The sequence below is a fragment of the Hyalangium minutum genome (assembly GCF_000737315.1).
In the GTDB taxonomy this organism is placed as follows: Bacteria; Myxococcota; Myxococcia; order Myxococcales; family Myxococcaceae; genus Hyalangium; species Hyalangium minutum.
In genome coordinates, this window is record NZ_JMCB01000003.1 from 76,237 (window position 1) to 98,917 (window position 22,681).

At 67.3% G+C, this 22,681-nt stretch carries 17 protein-coding genes; 11 read left to right on the top strand and 6 right to left on the bottom strand.

Features of this window, described 5'->3' with window-relative positions:
- Positions 1-88: 88 nt before the first annotated feature.
- The gene (locus DB31_RS07035) at positions 89-637 is read right to left on the bottom strand and encodes a hypothetical protein (RefSeq protein WP_044184336.1); all 549 of its coding nucleotides are present in this window, start codon (positions 635-637) and stop codon (positions 89-91) included.
- Positions 638-642: 5 nt separating this feature from the next.
- Positions 643-855, bottom strand: coding sequence for a hypothetical protein (locus tag DB31_RS48645; protein WP_157231859.1), 213 nt, complete (start codon positions 853-855; stop codon positions 643-645).
- A gap of 805 nt (positions 856-1,660) precedes the next feature.
- Here DB31_RS48645 and DB31_RS07045 point away from each other — a divergent pair.
- The 10 genes from DB31_RS07045 to DB31_RS07090 all read left to right on the top strand — a co-directional run bounded on the left by DB31_RS07045 (position 1,661) and on the right by DB31_RS07090 (position 16,766).
- Positions 1,661-2,482, top strand: coding sequence for an outer membrane beta-barrel domain-containing protein (locus tag DB31_RS07045; protein ID WP_083968133.1), 822 nt, complete (start codon positions 1,661-1,663; stop codon positions 2,480-2,482).
- A gap of 5 nt (positions 2,483-2,487) precedes the next feature.
- Positions 2,488-3,708, top strand: coding sequence for an outer membrane beta-barrel domain-containing protein (locus DB31_RS07050; protein ID WP_044184343.1), 1,221 nt, complete (start codon positions 2,488-2,490; stop codon positions 3,706-3,708).
- 14 nt (positions 3,709-3,722) lie between these two features.
- Positions 3,723-5,285: a tetratricopeptide repeat protein gene (locus DB31_RS07055; RefSeq protein WP_044184347.1), complete on the top strand. Its 1,563-nt coding sequence runs from the start codon at positions 3,723-3,725 to the stop codon at positions 5,283-5,285.
- A 205-nt stretch (positions 5,286-5,490) separates the two neighbouring features.
- Positions 5,491-9,066, top strand: coding sequence for a tetratricopeptide repeat protein (locus DB31_RS07060; RefSeq protein ID WP_044184350.1), 3,576 nt, complete (start codon positions 5,491-5,493; stop codon positions 9,064-9,066).
- On the top strand, positions 9,063-10,535 hold the full coding sequence (locus DB31_RS07065) for a tetratricopeptide repeat protein (RefSeq protein ID WP_240486571.1): 1,473 nt from the start codon (positions 9,063-9,065) through the stop codon (positions 10,533-10,535). Before DB31_RS07060 ends, DB31_RS07065 begins: the two co-directional genes overlap by 4 nt.
- A gap of 181 nt (positions 10,536-10,716) precedes the next feature.
- Positions 10,717-10,992 carry a hypothetical protein gene (locus DB31_RS07070; protein ID WP_157231860.1) on the top strand — a complete coding sequence of 92 codons (276 nt, stop codon included), beginning with the start codon at positions 10,717-10,719 and terminating at the stop codon, positions 10,990-10,992.
- Between the two features lie 57 nt (positions 10,993-11,049).
- The gene (locus tag DB31_RS07075; protein ID WP_044184356.1) at positions 11,050-13,011 is read left to right on the top strand and encodes an AgmX/PglI C-terminal domain-containing protein; all 1,962 of its coding nucleotides are present in this window, start codon (positions 11,050-11,052) and stop codon (positions 13,009-13,011) included.
- 210 nt (positions 13,012-13,221) lie between these two features.
- Positions 13,222-13,818 carry an adventurous gliding motility protein CglE gene (gene cglE, locus DB31_RS07080; protein ID WP_044184359.1) on the top strand — a complete coding sequence of 199 codons (597 nt, stop codon included), beginning with the start codon at positions 13,222-13,224 and terminating at the stop codon, positions 13,816-13,818.
- A gap of 136 nt (positions 13,819-13,954) precedes the next feature.
- Positions 13,955-15,256 carry a monooxygenase gene (locus tag DB31_RS07085; RefSeq protein ID WP_044184362.1) on the top strand — a complete coding sequence of 434 codons (1,302 nt, stop codon included), beginning with the start codon at positions 13,955-13,957 and terminating at the stop codon, positions 15,254-15,256.
- A gap of 136 nt (positions 15,257-15,392) precedes the next feature.
- Positions 15,393-16,766, top strand: a complete 1,374-nt coding sequence (locus tag DB31_RS07090; RefSeq protein ID WP_044184367.1) for an ammonium transporter — start codon at positions 15,393-15,395, stop codon at positions 16,764-16,766.
- Positions 16,767-16,847: 81 nt separating this feature from the next.
- Here the strand turns inward: DB31_RS07090 and DB31_RS07095 are convergent, their stop codons facing one another.
- Together DB31_RS07095 and DB31_RS07100 are read right to left on the bottom strand one after the other, a co-directional pair.
- A complete protein-coding gene (locus DB31_RS07095) occupies positions 16,848-18,014 on the bottom strand; it encodes an SGNH/GDSL hydrolase family protein (protein WP_240486572.1) in 1,167 nt (388 codons plus the stop codon).
- A gap of 122 nt (positions 18,015-18,136) precedes the next feature.
- Entirely contained in the window at positions 18,137-18,880 is a 744-nt protein-coding gene (locus DB31_RS07100; RefSeq protein ID WP_044184370.1) for a hypothetical protein, read from the bottom strand.
- A gap of 269 nt (positions 18,881-19,149) precedes the next feature.
- On the opposite strand from DB31_RS07100, the gene DB31_RS07105 reads away from it, so the two are divergent.
- Complete coding sequence (locus tag DB31_RS07105) at positions 19,150-19,701, top strand: Uma2 family endonuclease (protein WP_083968134.1); 552 nt, start codon at positions 19,150-19,152, stop codon at positions 19,699-19,701.
- Between the two features lie 37 nt (positions 19,702-19,738).
- Here DB31_RS07105 and typA read toward each other — a convergent pair whose 3' ends face one another.
- Positions 19,739-21,580, bottom strand: coding sequence for a translational GTPase TypA (gene typA, locus DB31_RS07110; protein ID WP_044184376.1), 1,842 nt, complete (start codon positions 21,578-21,580; stop codon positions 19,739-19,741).
- Positions 21,581-21,750: 170 nt separating this feature from the next.
- Positions 21,751-22,680, bottom strand: coding sequence for an alpha/beta fold hydrolase (locus DB31_RS07115; RefSeq protein ID WP_044184379.1), 930 nt, complete (start codon positions 22,678-22,680; stop codon positions 21,751-21,753).
- Position 22,681: the final 1 nt, after the last annotated feature.

Here is a 22,681-nt window from a genome sequence, read left to right on the forward strand (position 1 = left end):
TTTCTCGCGGCGGAGCTTGAGACTGACGCCCCGTACTGGAGCCCTCGAGGGTTCCGGGCGGGGCGTTCGTTTTTGTAGGGAGGGAGCTTCAGGGCTCCATGGCTTCAGGTGGGAGGAGGCCAGTGCTCCCGGCCGCTTGGCGTGCGTCGGAGACGGCTCCCATGATGCGCCCCGACTGGGGGAAGAGCTGCTCTGCCCTCGCGCTGAGTTCCAGCGCTTGAGGGAGTTGCTTCTCCATCTCCAAGTGACGGATGAGCCCAGCCCAGGCGTCCTCAAGGCTCGAAAGTGCCTTGGCGGCGCCCTCTTCCAGGAGTTTGCGCGCCTGGGCGGGTTCATGGCGGTGCGTGTCCAGGAAGTAGCCGAGCTCAATGAGTGCGTCGGCACTCCGATCCGAGGCTTGAACGGCTCGCTCCAGCAGCCGGTGGACCTCGGTGAGCATGGCTTCAGCCTCCGTGCCCGGCTCATCAACGAGCCGTAGCAAGCGCGCAAGGCGAAGGAGGTTGGGCGTGAACGCGGGGCATGCCTCGGCGAGCTCCCGGTAGGACCTCAGCTGATCAAGACCACTATGCGAAGCATCCCCTGCGGCGTTGGCGGCCTGGAACTTCGCGAGCAACTCTTCGAGGGGAAGGTGGGCCATGGCGCTTACTTCTCCATCAGACGGGATTGTTCCTCGATGAGCTTCCGTGCCGTCTGCAGCTGAGCTTGGGTGGCGAGGCTGAAGTCGTTCTTGTCCAGCATGGTCTTGATCTCGAACAGGGTGAAGTCCTTCAACTGGGAGGGGAAGTCCTTGACCCGCCGGAGTCGCGCGGGGCTCTCGCCCAACTTCGTGGAGAGCACGGAGATGCGCTGGAGCATTCGCGCAGCCACCTCCTTGCCGATGAGCCCAGAGGCTGAGCCTTCAGCGATCAAAGCCTGAGCCTCGGTGAATTGTCCCTTGGCAATCAGTGCCCAGATGCGCGCACTCGCTGAGCCGCCCTTAAGCCGGATACCTTCCTCTGGCTCAGCTTCTGGGAGGACGTGGCTGTCCACGTGACTGCACCCATGGAGGCAGAACACGATCAAACCGATGATCAGCATGTGACAGCGCATGACGCCCCCCTTTGCTGACTCCTCGATTCTACCTGCTGTGGCTGCCCGCAGACTGGACTCGTCAGCCTGGCCTTCCGTAGGAGCCCATTCGTCACAAGGGCTGCGGCCGCTCCACCCCCGAAGAGGAGCACTCCGGTCCCAAGCCCGAGGGCAAAGGCGGCACCGGTCAGCCCGCCGCCTTCCCGCCGCGCAACTGATCCTGATCCACGCGGCACCCGCGGTTCACGGGGTAGGTGGGTGTAGGCTCTGACGCCTTCCGCCTGGGTTCTCCACGAGTCCCGGCGCCCCGTCCTGGAGCCAACACTGGCCCGGGCGGGGCGTTCGTTTTTCCAGCCGGATTCTTACTCCCTGGGGCGGATTGGGCGCTGAAACGTCGGCCATCGTGCGCTCCTGCTGATGGCCGTGAAAAAAGTGCACGGTCCGGGGTACAGCGCACCTTGCCCCTTGGGCATCGGATGTGCACTTGGATGCGCCAACGCGGAGCCAAGCGTCGCTGGGACGCTCGGTCTCCTTGGGAGTGCTGATCCTCAGCTTCATCGCGGCTCGCCCCACGGGCCGCACCCGAGTCTCTATGTTGACCGTCCGTTCACTACGCGTGCTCGCCTCGATGATCCTGGCCCTGACGGCCCTGAGCGCCGCCGGGCAGCAGGAGCAGACCCTGGAGGGCGTGGTCGTCCGCAACCGACTCTATCGGCCCGCGGGCAACCTCGAGTTCTCCCCGAGTGTGGGCGTCTCCATGCTCACCTATCTCACGGCCCACTACACAGTGGACCTCGGGGTGGCCTACAACCTCTTCGACACCTTCGCCGTGGAAGGCCGCGCAGGCTACGCGTTCAGCCGGCAGACGGGCCTGGCCCGCTCCATCTCTGAGAGCTTCCTCAACCGCGACGACAAGAAGATCACCGACGAGCTCGAGGATCTCTGGCGGATGAACTTCCACGCCGTCGGCGGCCTGCGCTGGGCGCCCGTGTACGGGAAGCTCTCGCTCATGGCCGAGGTGCCCACCCACTTCCAGGCCTACCTCTGGGCCGGCGGCGGGGTGGCCTCGTTCAAGCGCCAGTCCCTGATCCAGTGCTCCCAGGTGGTGAACCGCGAGTTCGGCGTCTGCGACAACCGCTCGGATCCGCTGGATCGCTCCTCCGCTACCGAGAACTTCTGGGTGAAGGAGACGCGCGTGTCCCCCGTGGTAAGCGCCGCCGTGGGTCTGCGCTTCTTCGCCTTCGAGCGGCACGGCGTGAAGTTCGAGCTCCGGGACTGGGTGTTCCGCGACGCCTACCGCGTGGCGCTGAACCGGGATGACTGGGAGGCGGGCCAGGAAACGGGAACGGTCGCGCCCAGCCCGGGCCTCACGCACCTCGTTCAATTCGACATTGGCTACACCTTCATCTTCTAGACACCATGCGAACGATCCTGTCCTTCGCGGTTCTTCTGTCGACGGTCGCTGGGGCTGATCCGGCCCTCGCTCAGGCCGCACCCACGGTGCCCGCTCCGGGCGCCGAGTCTTCCATCCCTCCCGACATGGCCCCCGTGGCGGCGCCTCAGTCGGCTCAGCACGAGATGGGCTCTTCCGTGCCGGACGAGCAGCCCGTGGCCACGCCGCGTGCGCGTCCTCAGCGTGTAGGGGAGGACGCTGCCGAGGAGACTCCCGCTTCCGAGGAGGCTCCGGCTCCAGCCGAGGCTGCTGCCCCTGCTGCGAACCCGCCTGCCGCGGATGCGCCCCTGGCAGTGGCGGACGTGGACACCGAGCTGCGCACCACGACGCCCGAGCAGCAGCGGCTGGTGCACGGCGCGCCGCTCTACAACCCGAACGTCTCCGTCCACATCGTCCAGAAGAAGCGCTTCGCGGACGAGGGCAAGCACGAGTTCGCGCTCTACCCGCTGGCGGTCCAGGTGAACGGCAAGTTCACCAACCACGCGGGCAGCGCGCTCCACTACACGTACCACGTGCAGGAGAACTTCGCGCTCCAGGTCTCCGGCATCTACAACTGGCACTCCAACGAGAGCCGCTTCAACCTGGAGCTGATCGACAAGGTCCGCGAGCAGGCCCAGGCGGCCTCCTCGCTGCTGCTCCAGTGGGGCGCTCAGGCCGGCGTCGAGGTGACGCCGCTGTACGGCAAGTTCGCCTTCTATGACGACCAGCTCGCTCAGTTCAGCCTGATCATCAACGGCGGTGCGGGCTTCGGCGGCACGCGGCACCTGATCCGCCCGGAGGTCGCCAACCAGGTGGAGGGACAGACCTTCACCGTCCCCGCGCGCTTCGGAGACGCGGGCACCCGGTTCGTCGGCTCCGTGGGCGGCGGCTTCCGCGTCCAGTTCGGTGACTCCTATGCGGTGCGGCTCGAGGTGAGGGATCTCGTCTACACCGCCCGCGTCGATCGCGTGGACGGCTGCAACCTCTCCGACTTCGAGAAGCTCGAGGCAGCGCGCTCGGCCAACCAGCCCTTCGCCAACCTGGACCTCAGCGGCGGCTGCAAGTTCCAGAAGTTCGACGGCGTGGACCCGGACACGAAGAAGAACTACCGCGAGGACATCATCCTCGGGAGGGATCTGGTGGCTGAGCCCTCCTCGGACGTCCTCAACAACGTGAGCTTCTACGCCGGCTTCTCGATCCTCTTCTGATGGGAACCCCTGCCATGTCCCGACTGCTCGCACTCTTCGCCGTCGCCCTGGCTCCGCTCGCGGTGTCCGCGCAGGACCTCACGGCGTACAACCGCGCGCTCGCCGCCTTCAACGCGGGCGATCTCGACACCGCCGCGCCGCTCTTCTTCGAGACCTCCGAGCGCGCCACCGATCCCGAGACGAAGGGCAAGGCCGAGTACTACCTGGCGCAGACCTTCCAGAAGAAGGGTCTCCCGGTCAGCGCCTTCGTCACCTACGCCGCCATCCTCAAGGCCGGCCCCAAGCACCCCTCGTACCTCAAGGCCGTCGAGGGGCTCGTGGACATTCAGCAGCAGCTCGATGAGCAGAACCTGATCCCCAGCCTCCTCAACCAGGCCTATACGGACGAGGTGCGCGATCAGTGGGTCACGCTGCCCCGAGAGGTGCTGGCGCGCATCAACTACCTGGTGGGCACCATCAGCCACCGCCGCGGGCAGTTCGAGGAGGCCCGCTCCCTGCTCGAGGCCGTGCCGCCCGAGAGCCGCGTCTATGCCAAGGCGCAGTATCTGCTGGGCATCGTCCTGGCCGATCCGCGCTTCCCGGGCCGCCCGGGTGAGGCCCACACGCTCGACAAGGCCGCACTCAATGCCTTCCAGATGGTGCTGAAGCAGAAGGGCGAGCGGCAGCTCGAGCTCAAGGAGACCCGTGAGCTGGCCATGCTGGGGCTCGGGCGTCTGCACTACGGCCGCGGGGAGTACAAGGAGTCGAGCGCCGCCTACGAGAGCGTGCCGCGCTACTCGCGCTACTGGGACCAGGCCCTCTTCGAGAACGGCTTCTCCCGCTTCCAGAACGAGGACTTCGGCGGGGCGCTCGGGAGTCTCCAGGCGCTGCATGCGCCCCAGTTCGCCGGCGCTTTCCAGCCCGAGTCCTGGATCCTCAAGGCGACCGTCTACTACTACAGCTGCCTCTTCGACGAGGTGAAGACCACGCTCGCCGCCTACGACGAGGTGTACGGGCCCATGGCCAAGCAGCTCGAGCCCTTCACCGGCGAGGACATGGGGCTGATCCCCGCGTTCAACCTCGTCTCCGCCTCGGAGAACCGGAAGCTGCCGCGTCCCGTGTACCTGTGGATCCGCAACAACGAGCGCATCCGCGAGGTGATGCGCGGCCTGGACACCGTGGACAGCGAGAAGCGGGCCCTCGTCAACTCGGGTGCCTGGAAGGGGAGCGCGCTCGCGACGCAGACCGTGGCCTCCCTGGAGGATGTGCGCAACACGCTGCTTCAGGTGGGCGGCACGCTGGCTCGGAGCCGCCTGCGCGAGGCCGCGGACAACCTGCGCACCTTCTCGGACCAGGCGGAGATCATCCGCGTCCAGACGGCGCTCGATCAGAAGGACTTGCTGCAGGCCGGCGTGGATCAGAAGGCCGTGCTCTCCCGCCAGTCGCTCTACCGGCCCGCCATGCCCGGGGCCGCCTGGAACTACTGGAAGTTCCAGGGCGAGTTCTGGATCGACGAGATCGGCTACTATCAGTACACGCTCAAGCGCGGCTGTCTGGCGAAGCCGGGCGAAGAGCGGACCGAGGCGGGCTCGCAGTAAGCCTGTCGGTGACGGACGCAGTTCGGAGGAACGGGGTGGGCCGAGGCGTTGGTGCACGCGCCGGGGCCGCCCCGTTTGCCTGTTCAGCCCCTGAAACCGACAGTGCCCTGTAGGGCGCATTCGTGCGTGTTGGCACGGTTGCAGCACTTCTCATTCCAGGAGTGCGCGTCTACCTTCGGTCGTCCCTTCGATGGCAGGAGTTCGCATGAAGGCGTTCCTTCGGTTTGGTGCGCTGGCTGTGGGCGTGGCGCTCACCGCCAGCGGGGTGGGCGAGGCGGCACCGCCTAAAAAGGCGGTGGGGAAGAAGCCTGCGGCGGCGGCCAAGGCGGCTCCTGTCGGAAAGAAGACGGTGGAGAAGGCCTCCAAGGAGAAGGCGCCGTCCGCGGTGCCGGGTGCTCCCGAGGAGAAGCGCCGCAACGGTCCGGCCCGGGTGGCCCCCGCCAATGCCAAGTTCGCGGAGCTGCCGCGCATCGCCGACAGCAAGAAGGACGCGCTGGCGGACAAGAAGCGCGACGAGGCCATCGAGGGCTTCAAACGCCTGATCCCGAAGATCCAGGACGGCACCTCGCGCAAGGCGGACCTGCTGTACCGCTTGTCCGAGCTCTACTGGGAGAAGTCCAAGTACCTCTACCGGCTGGAGATGGACCGGTACCTGGAGGCGGAGAAGAAGTACGACGCGGCCGTGGCTCGCGGCGAGAAGCTGGAGGCCCCGAAGGAGGACCACCGCGACAGCGAGCGCTACCGCGCCGAGGTGATGAGCCTCTACGAGGACATCCTCCGCGACTATCCGCAGTACGAGATCCGCGACGAGGTCCTCTTCTCGCAGGCTTACAACCTGTACGAGCTCGGCCGCCAGCCCGAGGCCGTGAAGCGCTACGAGGAGCTGATCCGGGACTTCCCCAAGTCGCAGTTCGTGCCGGACGCGTACATCCAGCTCGGCAATCACTACTTCGACAACAACAAGCTGATGCCCGCGAAGCAGAACTACGAGAAGGCGCGGGACACCGGCGTTCCGAAGATCTACGCCTACGCCATCTACAAGCTGGCCTGGTGTGACTTCAACGCGGGCGACTATGAGGCCGGCCTCAAGAAGCTCCAGGAGGCGGTGGAGTACGCGGAGACCCGTGGCGAGGAGCTGGGCGACCTGAAGACCGAGGCGCTCAATGACTTGACCGTCTTCTATGTGCAGCTGGATCTGCCCAAGGATGCCATCGCCTACTTCAAGGCGAAGGCGCCCGAGAAGCGTCAGGCGCGGCTCATCGCGAAGACGGCGGTGGGGCTGGCGGACGCGGGCCACTTCGACAGCGGCATCTACATGTTCCGCTGGCTCATCGACGACAAGCCGATGGGCCCCAGCGCCCCCGAGTTCCAGCAGGCCATCGTCCGCTCGTATGAGGGCCTGCGTCAGCGCACCCAGGTCCGCGCCGAGATGAAGAAGATGGTGGACCTGTACCGGCCGGGTGGCACGTGGTGGGAGGCCAACACGGGCAACAAGTCCGTGCTGCGCAACGCCTTCAACGTCACCGAAGAGGCCATGCGCGTGATGGTGACCGAGTACCACCAGGAGGCCCAGAAGACGCGCGAGGTGGCCACGTACCAGCTCGCTCGCGACATCTATAAGGAGTACGTGGACGCGTTCGCCTCCAGCTCGGATCCGGACTTCGTCTCGGACTCGGCCTTCAACCTGCGCTTCTTCTACGCGGAGATTCTGTGGGCCCTCGAAGAGTGGGAGGCCGCCGCCGCCCAGTATGACGCCGTGGTGGCTTTCAAGATCCCGGACCGTGACTCGGCCCGCGAGGTCTCCAACGAGACCTACCGCAAGAGCGCCTCGTTCGCCGCGGTGCTCGCGTACGACAAGCTCGTGAAGATCGAGCGCGGCCAGCTCGCCAAGAGCGATCTCAAGGCCGGCCAGAAGGTCGACGAGAACAAGTACAAGGGTGACGTCGAGAAGAAGCGCATCATCAAGAAGAACGCGAAGGAGCAGCCCGAGCAGCAACTCACTCGCTTCGAGGAGCGCCTCGTCGCCGCCTGCGACACGTACAACTCGCTCTATCCGAACAACCAGGACGAGGTGGACCTGCGCTACCAGGCCGCCGTCATCCTCTATGACCGCAACCACTTCGTGGACGCGGCCCGGCGCTTCGGCGAGATCATCGTGAAGTTCCCCGAGGAGCGGCGCTCGCGCGACGCGGCGGACCTGACGATGTTCGTGCTGGAGAGCCGCGAGGAGTGGTTCGAGCTGAACAAGCTGGCGCGCCAGTTCCTGGGCAACAAGAAGCTGACCAAGCCCGGCACGGAGTTCGCCGCTCGCGTGGCCAAGGTCGTCGAGGGCAGCCAGTACAAGTGGGTGGACGAAGTCGTCTATCGCCAGGAGAAGAACCCGAAGAAGGCCGCCGAGCTGTTCCTCGAGTTCGTCACCGAGTTCCCCAAGTCGGAGAACGCGGACCGCGCGCTCACCTACGCGATGATCATCTTCCAGGAGGCCGCCGAGCTGGATCGCGGCGTCGAGGCCGGCGAGCGCGTCCTCCAAGAGTACCCGGACAGCGTGTTCGACCTGAAGGTCCGCTACACGCTCGCGGGCTTCTACGAGAAGATGGCCGAGTTCAAGAAGGCCGCCGAGGCGTACGAGGCCTTCGTGGCCGCCTACGACGAGGCCGCCGGGACGGCGAAGAAGAAGAAGACCGCGAAGGGCGGGGCGTCGAAGGTGGCGCAGGGCTCCGCCGAGCGTGAGCAGATCCTCAAGGACGCCGAGGGCTGGGTGGCCGACGCGCTCTTCAACGCGGGCGTCTGGTGGGAGGGCGTGGGCAATTCGCCGAAGGCCATCGCCGCCTATCAGTCGTACATCTCGCGCTTCCGCGACCGCAAGGATGTGCCGCAGATCGCCTTCAACATCGCGCTCGTCCACGAGAAGGACGGCAAGTGGGCGGAGGCCGCCAAGGCGTTCGCCTCGTTCTCGGAGACGTACAGCCGGGATGCTCGCACCAACCCGGGGCAGCTCTACCTGGCGAAGTACCGCGAGCTGATGGCGCAGCGGCAGCTCAAGAGCTGGAAGGACATGGAGCGCCTGCAGAGCGAGCTGGTGCGCGGCTGGGCCAAGCTGCCCGACGAGAGCAAGCAGAACGTCAGCCTCGTCGACGCCTACGCCCACGCCCGCTTCATGGGGCTGGAGGCGCTGTGGAAGCACTACTCGGACATCAAGTTCACCCGCGTGTCCACCATCCGCCGCGATCTCGCCGCCAAGCAGCGCGAGATCCAGCGCGTGGAGAAGGAGTACGCGGCGGTGCTGGCCATCGGCTCGGGCGAGTGGGGTATCGCCGCGCTCACCCGCATCGGTCTGGCGTACGCGGACTTCGCTCGCAACATCATCGAGTCGCCGGATCCCAAGGGCCTGGATGAGGAGCAGACCACCATGTACCGCGGCGAGTTGGAGAACCTCGCGCTTCCGCTCGAGGACAAGTCCACCGAGGCCCTGGAGAAGGCGCTCGACAAGGCCTACGAGCTGTCCATCTACAACGAGTTCACGCTCGCCGCGCAGGATCAGGTGAACCGCTACCGTCCGGGTGCCTACGCCCAGGTCCGCCAGGTGCCGTTCCGTGGCAGCGAGTTCTTCGCCACCTCGGATGTCGCCAAGGATCCAGGCATGTCGGCGGCCGCCACCGCGGGCTCCACGCCCACTGCGCCGAGTAAGCCCACGCAGGCTCCGAGCGCTCCGCAGGCGCAGCCTCAGGCTCCGCAGGCCTCGCCCGCGCCCGCCGCCACGGTGGGGGAGGCCCGGCCGTGATTCTCACTGACTTCAAGGCAGCTCCAGGGAAGACGACCATGAAGATCGCCCGCACGCTTGCCGCCGCCGCGCTCGCCTTCACGACCGCGTGCGCCACGGCTCCTCAGGTCAAGCCCACGCCCGTCACCGAGACGGCGCCCCAGGCTCCTCATGCACAGGTGGCGGGTCAGCCCAGCAAGCCGGTCCCGGCGCCCACGCCGCCCTCGGCGGATGCCGGCCCGCACGAGCTGTTCATGTCGGCGCTCGCGTCCTTCGACGCCGGAGACTACGAGGCCGCGCGCAAGGGCTTCGAGCAGGTGGTGGCCAAGGCGCCGCAGAGCCTCAACGCGCAGTTCAACGTGGGGCTCATCGCCGAGCGTCAGGCGAAGCCCGCCGAGGCCCAGGCCGCCTACGAGAAGGTCCTCTCGGTGGACCCGAACCACCAGCCCTCGCTGCTGAACCTCGGCCGGCTGTACCGGCTGCAGGACCGGTTCGAGGACGCCATCGGCCTCTACGAGAAGGCGCTCAAGACGCCCGGCCACGAGCATGATGTGGCGCTGCTCAACAACCTCACCGTGGCGTACCGGCTCGCGGGCAAGTTCGAGCTCGCCGAGGCCACTGCCCGCCGCGTCCTGGCCCGCAGCAAGGACAACCCCGACGCGTACAAGAACCTGGCGCTCATCTACTACGACCAGGGGCAGTACCGGCTCGCCGAAGTGGTGAGCGCCAACGCGCGCAAGCTCGCGGAGAACGATCCGGGCGTCTACAACAACCTGGGGATGATCTACTTGAAGCAGAACGATCGGTCCCGCGCGCTGGCCCAGTTCCAGAAGGCCGTGTCGCTCGATCCGAAGTTCGCTCCGGGCTACCTCAACATCGGCGCCATGTCGCTGGCCTACCGCGACTACACGGGCGCCGAGCGCGCCTTCTCCAAGGCGGTGGAGCTCGATCCCGCCTCCTACGAGGGCCACCTTTATTACGCCTACGCGCTCGACGGGCAGAAGGGCCGCGATCCGAAGAAGGGGCTCACCGCGGGCGAGGCCTTCGAGAAGGTCCTCACCCTCCGCCCCGATCAGCCGGATGCCATCTGCGGGGCGGGCTGGGCCTACGCGGCGGAGCGGGCTGGCTGGGACAAGGCGCTGGGCTTCTTCGAGCGCTGCAAGTCTCTCGCGAGCACCTCGCCGCAGGATCAGCAGATGATCGCCGCCAAGGTGCAGGGCATCCAGGCCATGAAGAAGAGCGGCCAGCCGGACCCCGCCGCCGAGCACAAGAAGGAGGCCACCACGGCTCCGGGCGCCAACGGTTCGCTGCTCGACAAGGTGTCCGAGGAGGCGGCGCGTCAGGAGGGCCCGCTGCCCGAGGAGACGGCTCCGGCGGGGGATGCGGCCTCGGGTGAGACCGCGCCTTCCTCGGAGGCTCCCGCCGCTGCGGACTCCGCGGCTCCGGCGGCTCCGGAAGGCAGCTCGCCTGCTCCCTCTCCGGTGCCGTGACAGGACAAACTACCGGAACGGATGGGTACTTTTTTCCACTCCTCGGGCGGGCAGGGTGGCGGGCTCCGGGCAAGTTCCCTACGATCCGAGGCGTTGGGCTTGGACCAACTCCTGCAAGAACCCACCAGGAACCTCTTCGTGGGTCCGCTGTCTCAACCGATGAAGTGAATGGAGGCTGCAGATGAAGCGACTGGCATCGGCGGTGGTGGCGGCGGCGTTGTGGGCGGGCCCGGTGGCGGCCCAGGAGAAGGAGGAAGTGAAGATCATCCAGGAGGAAGACAAGACGGTCTACCGGAAGAAGACCGTGATCGACTTCACGGATGTGACGGTGGAGGGCGAGCTCACCAAGCCGGAGGGCTCCTACGTCCTCAACCGGAAGAAGACGGACTTTCAGAGCCTCATCAAGGTCCGCGACAACTTCAACCCCGAGCTGCAGAAGTCGGTGGACAACCTCTAGCGCCTGAAAGGGGCGCTTCGTTTTCTTGGGTGCGGAAGGGCGGAAGGAACGATCCTCATGGCGGCGGGAAAGAATAACGGACTGAGGTTGCGCATCACGGGGCCTGACGGGGCCACGATGGAGACCATCGCGGACGCCGAGAGCGTCATCGTGGGCTCCGGTGCGCAGGCGGCGGTGAAGATTCAGGACCCCAGTGTCTCCAACCTCCACGTGATGTTGAAGGTGGACAAGGAGGGTGGAGTCACAGCGATCGATCTCGGCAGTGAGTCCGGGACCCAGGTCGGCGGGCAGCGGCTGATGGTGCCCAAGATGCTGGAGCCTGGAGATGTGCTCACAGTGGGGGCGTGCCGGGTGGAGGTGGTGTTCGGCGAGGTGGAGCCTCCGGCGCCCAAGGTGCCCGCGGGCGCGCAGGTGAGCGGGACGGGCTTCCAAGGCTCGGTGACACAGAAGGCCGCGGTGGCGCCTCCTGTGAACCCGGCCAAGGCTGCGGCACCCGAGGTGGTGGTGCCGACCTCGAGCCGCACGCTGACGCCTCCGGGCCTCAAGGCGAAGGTGCCGACGCCGGTGCCGTTGCCCAAGGCTCCGGTTCCGGTGGCGGCGAAGAAGCCCGAGACGCCGGTCCACTTGCAGGAGCCACTGCCTCCGAGCGCCATGCCGACGTCCGAGGCGAAGGTGCTCCAGGTGGCGATGCTCTGGGGCGACCAGATCCTCGAGGTACAGCACTTCCGTGAGGGGGTGCCGGTCACCATCGGCGAGGGCAAGAAGAACTTCTTCCACGTCTTCGTGCCCGAGGTGGGCGCTCGCCACGTGCTGGCGGTGAGCCAGGGCGACAAGGTGGAGCTGCGCGTGCCCGCGGGCGGCGGAGTCTTCGTGACCTCGCAGGGGGATGTGCGGACGAAGGACGCGCTGCGCGCCTCCGGCCAGCTGGCGTCCTCGGTGGCGGCCAAGGGCCAGGTGTTCACGCTGGGGCTGCACGACCGGGCGGAGGTGGCGCTCGGGACGATCGCCTTCGTGGTGCGCTACGTGAAGCCCTCGCCGGCCATCCAGGCGAGGGCAGTGGACGAGGCGGACTTCACCTACTTCAAGATCACCTGCATCACGATCCTCGCGGCGGCGGCGGTGGTGGCGGCGATGCTGCTGACGCCTCGGCAGCAGACGGCCTCGGCGGACGACATCCTCCAGGATCAGCAGCGGGTGGCGAAGTTCCTGATCAAGCCCGAGAAGAAGATCGAGATCAAAAAGCTGAAGCTCGCCGGAGTCGAGGAGGGCGCCAAGGCCAAGGACGAGGAGGGCAAGTTCGGCAAGGAGGAGGCGAAGAAGCAGGAGGCTGATCCCTCCAAGCCGGGCACTCCGGTGGTGGACAAGACCAAGCGCGAGAAGGACCGGCAGGTGGTGGGCAGCGTGGGCCTGCTGGGCGCCTTCAAGGGCCTCAAGGGCGGCGCCTCGGACGTGTTCGGTCCGGGCGGTCTGGGCACCGGCATCAACAACTCGCTCGGCGGCCTGAAGTCGGGCGCGGGGCTGGGGGATGCGCAGGGCGTGGGCGGGCTCGGCACACGCGGTAACGGCACGGGCGGTGGCGGCACGGCGCTGGGCATCGGCGGCCTGGGCACCAAGGGTGACGGCCGCGGCACCGGTGGCCACGGCGGCATCGATCTGGGCGGCAAGGGCAAGGCGACCACGCGCATCGTCCCGGGTAAGACGACGGTGGTGGGCGGCCTGGACAAGGACGTGATCGCCAAGATCATCCGGCAGCACCAGAACGAGATCAAATACTGCTACGAGTCCGAGCTGAACAAGAACCCGAGCCTGGCGGGCAAGGTCGCGGTGGCCTTCACCATCGACCCGACGGGCGCGGTGGCTGATGCCAACGTGACGGAGACGACGCTCAACAGCTCCACGGCGGAGAACTGCATGTTGGCGCGCATCCGCCGCTGGAAGTTCCCCGAGCCCAAGGGCGGCGGCGTGGTGGCCGTCACCTACCCGTGGCTCTTCTCGCCCGCGGGTTCCGAGGGCGAGTAAGGCAGAGCCTCTCGGTTCGGAGCTGAAGTGACAGAGCCCCCGGTGCACCTTTGGGTGCCCGGGGGTTCGTGTCTGCGGGGGCGTGCGCCGTGGGATGGACGACGTTCGCCCTGAAGAGTTTTCACGCCGGACGTTGCCGCTCGGCGGGGGGGATCATTAACGTCCAGCGCGCTTCAGGAAGTCTCTGGAGGACCTGCGTTGGGAGGTTCTGTGAGGAAGTCCGTTCTCGTCGCCGCGCTCGCGCTGTCCACCACCGCCCTGGCGGCCACGCCCCCCGAGGGTGTGGAGTACAAGCCCCGCCGTGGCTTCTTCACCGAGACGGACATCGGCATGTTCTTCACGCTCGGCGGGGAGAACACGTACTCCAACGCCCAGTCGTACCTGCAGCTGGGCGTGGGGTATGACTTGACGGAGACGCTCTCGCTGGGGCTGCACTTCGGCCTGGGCTCGTCGGCGGCGAACTGCTTCGCGGGCTACCTGCCGGACTCGGACATCTGCGCGCTGTCGGACAACTTCACCGTGGCCTTCGGGGACATGACGGCCGCGTACCACGTGCGGATGACCGACCGGTTCTACCTGACGCCCAAGGTGGCGGCTGGCTACACGCGGCTGGATCCGGCCCCGGTGGACGTCAGTGGTGATCCCAGCCGCACCCTGCATGCGCTGAACGCGGGGGTGGGCATCGGCATCGAGTACGGGACGATGATGGACCACTTCTCGGTGGGGGCGGACTTCCTGGCTCGCTACGTCTTCGGCCCGAACATCCCCACGTTCGCGTTGTTCCCGCGGGTGAAGTACACGTTCTAGGCACCGCCTGCGGCCGGAGCCGTCATTCGCCTTCACACCTTTTTCGGCGTGCGTCCACCCAGGTATCGGAAGCGGGGGACGTGTCGACCGAGGTCGGATAACCTGGCGCGTTCCTCTTCACCTGCGAGGAATGGCCATGCGTCGATTGTTGGGAGGGTGCTCGGTTCTGGCGGTCTTGCTGTTCGCCTGTGGGGAGCCGGTGGAGACACCTCCGGCTCCTCCTCCGGACGTCCCGCCGACCTATCACCGGGACATCGCACCGTTGGTGCAAGAGAAGTGCGGGAGCTGCCACACCCAGGGCGGCATCGCCCCGTTCCCGCTGCAGACCTACGCCCAGGTCTTCGAGATGCGCTGGGCCGTCCAGGCGGCGGTGAAGGCGCGCATCATGCCCCCATGGATGCCCGCGCAAGACTGCACGGAGTACCTGCAGGACCACTCGCTCTCGGAGGAGCAGATCGCGCTCCTCTCCCGCTGGGTGGATGAGGGCGGTGTGGAGGGCGACGTGGCGGGCGCGCCCGGCGGCACCGGAGTCAGTGAGGGAGGACTCTCGCGCGTCGACCTGGAAGTCTCGATGGCCGAGCCGTTCACGCCCACGCAGAGGCCGGACCAGTACCGCTGCTTCGTGCTCGACTGGCCCGAGACCGCTACGCGCTACGTCAGCGGGTTCCGTGGCAACCCGGGGCAGCCGTCGATCGTGCACCACCTCGTCGCGTTCCTTGCCAGGCCGGACGAGGTGGCCACCTTCCAGGGGCTGGACGCTGCCGATCCTGAGCCCGGCTACCCGTGCTTCGGTGGCCCTGGCCGGCCTGGGAACACGGTGTCGTGGCTCGGGAGCTGGGTGCCCGGCAGCACCGGCACGGACTACCCTGAGGGGACTGGCATCCAGGTGGAGCCGGGCTCCAAGATCATCCTCCAGCTTCACTACAACCTGAGCAGCGCGAACTCGGCGCCGGATCGGACCTCCCTGTCCCTGCGTCTGGAGTCCTCGGTGCAGAAGGTGGCCATCATGCAGCCCTGGTCCAACCCGGCCTGGCTGCAACCGGAGGCCATGCGCATCCCCGCGGGCCAGGCGGACGTCCGGTATCGCTTCGCGTTCGACCTGGTGCCCGTGCTCTCGCGCATCACCCGGGGCGCCTTCCGCGACAACGAGCCCATCACCGTGCACACAGCCGCGCTGCACATGCACACGCTGGGCAGCTGGGGGCGCATGGAGATCGAGCGCAAGACGGGCATCAACGACTGCATGCTCCACATCCCGCGCTGGGACTTCCACTGGCAGAGCAGCTACGTGTTCACCCAGTCCAAGGAGGTCAAGCCCGGGGAGCGCATGGCCATCGAGTGCCACTGGGACAACAGCCAGCCCAACGCCCAGGACGTCACCTGGGGTGAAGGCACGGGCGACGAGATGTGCCTCGGCACCTTCTACATGACCCAGTAAGCCCCTTGGGTGAGGCCGAAATGCTCTTCAGGACATGTTTTTTAGCCTTAGGTTCGGCTAATTAACTCCTAAGGTACTTGAAAATAGCCGATGCGGTCACCATGATGCGTCGCGTCGGATCAAGCCAGGAGGAGCCATGAGGAAGTGGTTGGCAGTCGCGTTGCTCGCGGGGATGGCGGTACTGGGCGTGCTTCAGCCTGCGGCCCAGGTGAAGCAAGGAGGCCCCATCAACGCGGCCGACACCGCTTGGATCCTCACCGCGACGGCGCTGGTGCTGCTCATGACGCCGGGCCTGTCCTTCTTCTATGGCGGCATGGTCCGCCTGAAGAACGTGGTGTCCACCCTCATGCAGAGCTTCATGGCCATGGCGGTCATTAGTCTGTTGTGGGTAGTGGTAGGATTCAGCCTGAGCTTTGGCGACAGCTTCCACGGGCTCATCGGCGATCCGCGCACCTTCTTCATGTTCAGTGGCGTGGGCGGGGAGACGCACCCGGATCTGGCGCCCACCATCCCGCTGATGCTGTTCGCGCTGTTCCAGCTGAAGTTCGCGATCATCACCCCGGCGCTGATCACCGGCGCGTTCGCCGAGCGCGTGCGCTTCAAGGCGTACGTCATCTTCATGGTGCTCTTCAGCCTGTTCATCTACGCGCCGCTGGCGCACTGGACGTGGCACCCGGAGGGCTTCCTGCGGCAGTGGGGCGTGCTGGACTTCGCGGGCGGCACGGTGGTGCACATGTCTGCGGGTTTCGCGGCGCTGGCCGGAGCCCTGGTGCTGGGGCGGAGGCAGGTGCACCTGGCCAACGTGACGCACACGCCGGCCAACATCCCCTTCGTCCTGCTGGGCACGGGCATGCTGTGGTTCGGGTGGTTCGGGTTCAACGCGGGCTCGGCGCTGTCGGCCTCGTCCGCTGCGACGCTGGCCTTCGCGACCACGAATACGGCCTCGGCGGCGGCGATGCTGGGGTGGCTGGCCTTTGACTGGCTGCGCGGCCGTCAGCCGAGCGCCATGGGCGCCTGTGTGGGCGCAGTGGTCGGCCTGGTGGCGGTGACGCCGGCGGCCGGCTTCATCACCGTGGGCCAGAGCATCATGGTGGGCCTGGTGGCGAGCCTCGTGAGCAACGCGGCGGTGCACTTCAAGAGCCGCACCGCGCTGGACGACACGCTGGACGTGTTCCCCTGTCACGGCCTGGGCGGAGTGGTGGGCATGGTGCTCACCGGCGTGCTGGCCAAGGATGTGGGGCTCGTCTACGGCCAGACCCGCACCTTCCTCATGCACCTGCTGGGGCTGGTGGTGGTCTCGGTCTTCTCCTTCGTCGGCTCGTACCTGCTCTACAAGCTGGTGGATCGCATCGTCCCGCTGCGCGTGACGCGCGAGCAGGAGGAGCAGGGGCTCGATCTCAGCCAGCACGGTGAGACGGTGGGCGAGACCGCCGTGGCTCCTGCGGCACCGGAGGCTCCTCGTTCCGAGCCCACTCCGCCCGCTCAGCCGGGGGTACCGGTCCCCGCGTAGGTGTGCAGACGGTGGTGGGTTCGCGGCGGCGGCTCCTTTGTTCGGGGCCGCCGCTTTGCTTTTCTGCTTCTGGAAGAGGGCTCAGCGCGACTGCGGCTGCGAGGCCTGCTCCGAGGCCACGGGCGTGAGCTTCCACGTACCGTACCAGCGGCCTCCCTGGGGATCCTCGGCGAAGGCCACACCTTGGAGCGCTCCGGCCTGGAGGACCGCGCGGAACTGCACCGTGGTCTCCAGGAACGAGGGATCGCGGATGGAGAAGGTGAGCTCGTTGCTCTGCAGGACCGGCTGGAGGGGAGCCTCGGCTGTGCCGCCCTGGCTGAAGGTGAGGCGCGCGCGGCCGTTCATCCCGTTCCCCGTGTCTTCGAGAGAGAGGCGCAGGGTGGCGGGTGTCATGCCCGTCTCAGCGGGGTAGAGGGCCAGCGAGCCGCTCCAGGTGCCTGCGAGCCGGGCCGGCGGAAGGGGCTCGCCCTGAGGCAGGCTGGGGAGGGGGGGATGCGCGGGCGCTGGGGCCGTGCCGGTGGGGGGGAGCTTCTGCGTGAGAGCCACCTCGGAGCCCACCTGTTGCAGGTAGCGCGCGGTGTCCTCAGGAAGGGACACGAGCGTCACCGGGTGGGCGGCGTCGAAGCCTGAGCCCGTCCAGGGCGCACCGGTGAGGGTGCCGGGCGCACCCGTGCAGGGCTGGTGGAAGATCGAGGCGAACAGGACACAGGCCGAGAGGTAGCTGCCCGCAGGCCCGGGGTGGTGGCCGTCCTGCGCATACAGCTCGAGCTCGGGGTGCTCGCGGCGGACGCGCTCCCATGCGACGCCCACAGGGGCGAGCGCGGCACCCAGCTCGGAGGCAATGCGCGCGTAGGCTTGGGTGAGGTGCCCCTGGGCGGCCAGGTTCGCCTTGCGAGACCACGTCATATAGAAGAGCGGCTTTGCGCCCACCGCCGAGGCCTGGGCCGCCAGCTGGCGCGCCGCGGGGAAGAACAGCGGCTCGGGATCGCCCAGGTAGGCCACGCCGTCGATGCGCATGCCTCCCAGCAGGCTCTGCTCCTGGAGCACCACGTGGCTCCATCCACCCTCGGCCATGCGCCGGGAGGCGGTGCCCTCCGTGAGGAGCCATCGCAGCGTCGCGCCGCCGGTCAGCACGGACTCCGTCTCGATTCGGGACTGCGGGGCCAGGGCGCGCGCGAATCCCTTCAGCATCTCGGGGACGCTGTTCTCATACGTGTAGCTGTTGCCGATGAAGAGGACTCGGGTCATGGCGGAGGGACCTGCGTCGGTAGAGGCCTCGGTGGACGGCGGGGGACTGCGGTCTGTGCGCGAGGTGCAGCCCAGCAGGAGAAGCAGGCTCCAGAACAAGCGGGACATGGCGAGAGGAGCGTTCAGAAGCGCCCGGCGAGTCCACCGAGGACGCCGCCGTGAGGGGTGACGGTGGCCACTGGAATAACCATCGGCGTGAGGGCCCGGTCGCGTTGCCTTCGGGCGAGGGCCCGCGAGTGGGAGAGCTCGTAGCCGATCATGCCTCCGACAACAGGTCCGGCGATGAAGGGGATGACCGCCAACTCATCCGCGGAAGAGGCCAGGCCCAGAGCGAGAAGAGAGCCGATCAGGGTACCGATCGCCGCGCCGCCGGCGGTGGGCCAGTACTCGCCCTCGCCGTGCAGGAGACTTCCCGCGCCGGTGATGCCGAGGGCCGCTCCTCCCGCGAGCCCTGCCAGGCCGAGACCCAAGCCAAGGATGGCTCGGGAATCCTCTCCGCCGTTGCAGGCGTCATCGCAGAGGATCGCGCTGAAGATGAGGAGTCCTCCGGGGATGATGCCCACGGAAGCGCCGACGCTCCCTCCGACGAGCTCGAGGAGCAGCCGAGGCGCGGTGGGACTGGGGTCGGTGCCGGCGTACCAGTCGCGACGGATGATCTCGCCCCGAGACGCGTCCTCAGGGGAGGGCTCGAGGGAATCGCTCGGGGCCGCCTGAGGGCTGTCGGCAGGGGACTCGGGAGGCGCCGGGACGAGCGGAGGGGGTGTCACGTTGGGGACCGGTTGCTCGAGAGGAGCCGCGTTCTGGGCGAGTCCTGGCAGGGGGAGCAGGAGGCAGAACAGCAGCGGCGCGAGGCGAGCGGTCGGCATGCCCCGCAGCGTAATGCCGTGGGAGTGGGAGCAGGAAGCTCAAGGCATGACAGAACCTGTCCGACAAGTAGACAGGTTCGTGGCGGCTCCGTCCGGCAGGCGCCGCTGTATCCTGGTGGGCACTGGGGCTGCGGGGTCCCTTGCGCTCATGGGGGTTGCAAGGCAACCTACAAGGTAGGGTCAGACCCACGTGACCCAGGATGTCAGACCCGGACGGTAGACCCCTCCCCATGGAAACGGGGATGGGCGTTGGAGAGGATGAAGAGAGCATGGGGCGCAAACCGGCCACGTACGCGGATCTGGAAGCGTTACCCGAGAACGTGGTGGGGGAGCTGATCGCTGGGGAGCTGTACGTCAGCCCTCGGCCAGCGTCGCGTCACGCCCGGGCCGCCTCTGTGCTGGGCGTCAAGCTAGGAGGCCCTTTTGACCTGCGAGATGGAGGTCCGGGAGGCTGGGGCATCCTCGACGAACCGGAACTTCACTTCGGGGAGGATGCGCTGGTGCCAGACTTGGCGGGCTGGAGGCGGGAACGGATGCCCGCGTTGCCGGACACCGCAGCCTTCGAGTTGGCACCGGATTGGGTGTGCGAGGTGCTCTCTCCGTCCACGGCCTCGCTGGATCGGACCATCAAACTCCCGGTGTATGCCCGTGAAGGGGTCAGCCATCTGTGGCTGGTGGACCCCAAGGCGCGCACGCTGGAGGTGCTCCGGCTCGACGGGGAGCGCTACACGCTCCTGGGCAAACACGAGGCAGGTGCCCGTGTTCGCGCGGAGCCCTTCGAGGCGCTCGAACTGGAGCTGGCCCCCCTCTGGGAGATGTAGTCCCGAGGAGGGCTCCAGCGGCGCCCCGGTACCGCGGTTACGCCTCTTCGCGCTCCTCGCGCTTGCGGTCACGCTCGGCGCGGTAGCGCTCTCCGAACGCGAGCGACTTCTTGCGCAGGCGCACCGACTTGGGCGTCACCTCCACCAACTCGTCGTCCGCGATCCACTCCAGCGCCTTCTCCAGCCCCATCTCGCGAGGCGGCGTGAGGATGACGTTCTCATCCCGGCCCGCGGCGCGGATGTTGGTCAGCTTCTTCTCGCGGCAGCAGTTGACGTTCAGCTCCGAGGGGTGGGCGTGCTCGCCGATGATCATCCCCTCGTACACCGTCACGCCCGCGCCCACGAACAGCGCCCCGCGCTCCTGGATGCTGAACAGCGCGTACGGCACCGTCTCGCCCAGGCGGTCGGACACCATCGCGCCGTTGCTCCGCTTCGGGATGTAGCCGAACCACGGCTCGTACCCGTCGAACTGGCTGCTCATGATGCCCTCACCGCGCGTAATGGTGAGGAACTCCGAGCGGAACCCAATCAGGCCGCGCGCCGGAATCCGGAACTGCAACCGCGTGCGGCCGGAGCCCAGCTGCGTCATGTCCACCATGCGCCCCTTGCGAGGCCCCAGCCGCTCGGTCACCGCGCCTACGCTGTTCTCGGGCACGTCGCACACCAGCAGCTCCATGGGCTCGTGGACCTGTCCCTCGATCGTCTTCGTCAGCGGCTCCGGGTTCGAGGCCGTCAGCTCGTAGCCCTCGCGGCGCATCGTCTCGATGATGACCGCCAGCTGGAGCTCGCCACGCCCCACCACCCGGAACGCGTCCGGCGTCGCCGTGTCCTCCACGCGGATGGCCACGTTGCGGTAGGACTCGCGGTACAGGCGCTCGCGCAGGTTGCGGGAGGTGACGTACTTGCCCTCCTTGCCCGCCAGAGGCCCGTCGTTCACCCGGAAGATCATCATCATCGTGGGCTCTTCCACGGTGATGCGGGGCAGGGCCACCGGGTTCTCCGGATCGGAGATGGTGTCGCCGATCGAGATGTCCTCGATGCCCGCGATGGAGACGATCTCTCCCGGGCCGGCGTCCTGAATCTCCGTGCGCTTCAGGCCCTGGAAGCCGTACAGCTTGACGATCTTGCCCTTCTCGATCTTGCCACCCTCACGCACCACGGACACAGGCATGTTCGGCGTCAGCTTGCCGGCCAGGATGCGGCCCACCGCGAGGCGGCCCACGTAGTCGTCGTAGTCCAGGTTGGCCACCAGCAGCTGCGGCACCGTCTGCTCGCTCTGGGGCGGGGGAGGGATGTGGCTCAGGATCGCCGCGAACAGCGGCTCCAGCGTCTTGCCCGGCACCTCCAGCTGCGTGGAGGCCTGACCCTGGCGGGCGATCGTGTAGAGCACCGGCATCTCGAGCTGCGTGTCGTCCGCGCCCAGATCGATGTAGAGCGAGTACACGTGGTCCAGCACTTCCTTGGCCCGAGCGTCCTGCCGGTCGATCTTGTTGATGACCAGCACCGTCTTCAGGCCCATGGCCAGCGCCTTGCTGAGCACGAAGCGCGTCTGGGGCAGGGGGCCCTCGGCGGCGTCCACCAGGAGGATGACGCCATCCACCAGGCGCAGGCCGCGCTCCACCTCGCCGCCGAAGTCCGCGTGGCCCGGCGTGTCGATGATGTTGATCTGGGTTCCCTTGTAGGTAACGGCCGTGTTCTTCGCGAGGATGGTGATGCCCTTCTCGCGCTCGAGGTCGTTGGAGTCCATCACCCGCTCAACGACGGCTTCGTTGCTGCGGAAGATGCCCGCCTGGCGGAGCATGTGATCGACGAGGGTGGTCTTGCCATGGTCAACGTGGGCGACGATGGCGACGTTACGGATATTTTCGCGAGCAATCATACGGACAAAGACTCGAAGCTGAAGGGCAGGGCATTCAGTGGAACAGGTTCACCCTGAATCCCACCGGAACGCACGAGGCGGGGGCTTATATGCCGCAGCCCCCTCGTCCGCAATGAACGCCGGTCGCTTTGTGCCCCTCGTATCCGCTCCGAGCGGAACTGCTGGGCTGCTTACCGGGGCGGAGTGCCTTCCCCTGAGGGGAGGCGGGGCGGCGGCGGAGCGAGGTGGATGCCCAGCCGGTCGCGCAGGAAGCGCTCGACGCGGAGCTCGACCAGCTCCTTGTACTCCAGGGGAGCGGTGTGGGTCCCCAGCGGCACCAGCATCAGCTCGGCGCCGGGGATGCGCTCGGCCATCTTCCGGGAGAGCCGGGCCGGGGTGAACTTGTCCTTCTCGCCCGCGATGATGAGCGTGGGTACGTCCACGTGGGGCAGATGGTCCCACGCCGTGTGGTTCGCCATGGAGTCCAGCGTCCGGACGAAGACCACCGGGTCCATCTTGGCCAGGTGCTCGAAGTAGGGGGCGAAGTCCTCGCGGGACAGCAGATCCCGGTTCACCTCCACCGTGAGGGCCACCTGCATGGCCAACTCCGTGCTCAGCAGCGAGTGCACCAGCTTGCCTGCCCGCTCGGGGTACTTCTCCACGAGGTGCCGGATGAGGGGGAAGACGCGCTTGAGGTACGTGGAGTCGTGGAAGGTGTCGAGCGGGTTGCCGTAGCTGCCGCAGATGAGCACCAGCCCCCGGACGCGGTGCGCGTAGCGGCGGTGGAACTCCAGCGCCACCTGCACACCGATGGAGTGTCCGAAGATGACCCCTTGCTTTACCGCGGCCGCGTCCATCACCCGGTCGAGGTCCTCGCAGGTGTAGAGCATGCCGAAGCGGGAGCGATCCTGCGGAATCCCCGAGCGGCCATGCCCCCGGTAGTGCCAGCGCAGCACCCGGTGGTCCCGGGCCAGGTAGGGCGTGAGGTACTTCCACGCGAACCCGTCACAGCCCAGCCCATCGCACAGCACCATGCCGGGCTCGCCGTCGCCGAGCACCTGGAAGTACAGCCCGGCCCCGTCGGGCACCTGGAGGTAGTCCTGCCGGAAGTAGTGGCTCATG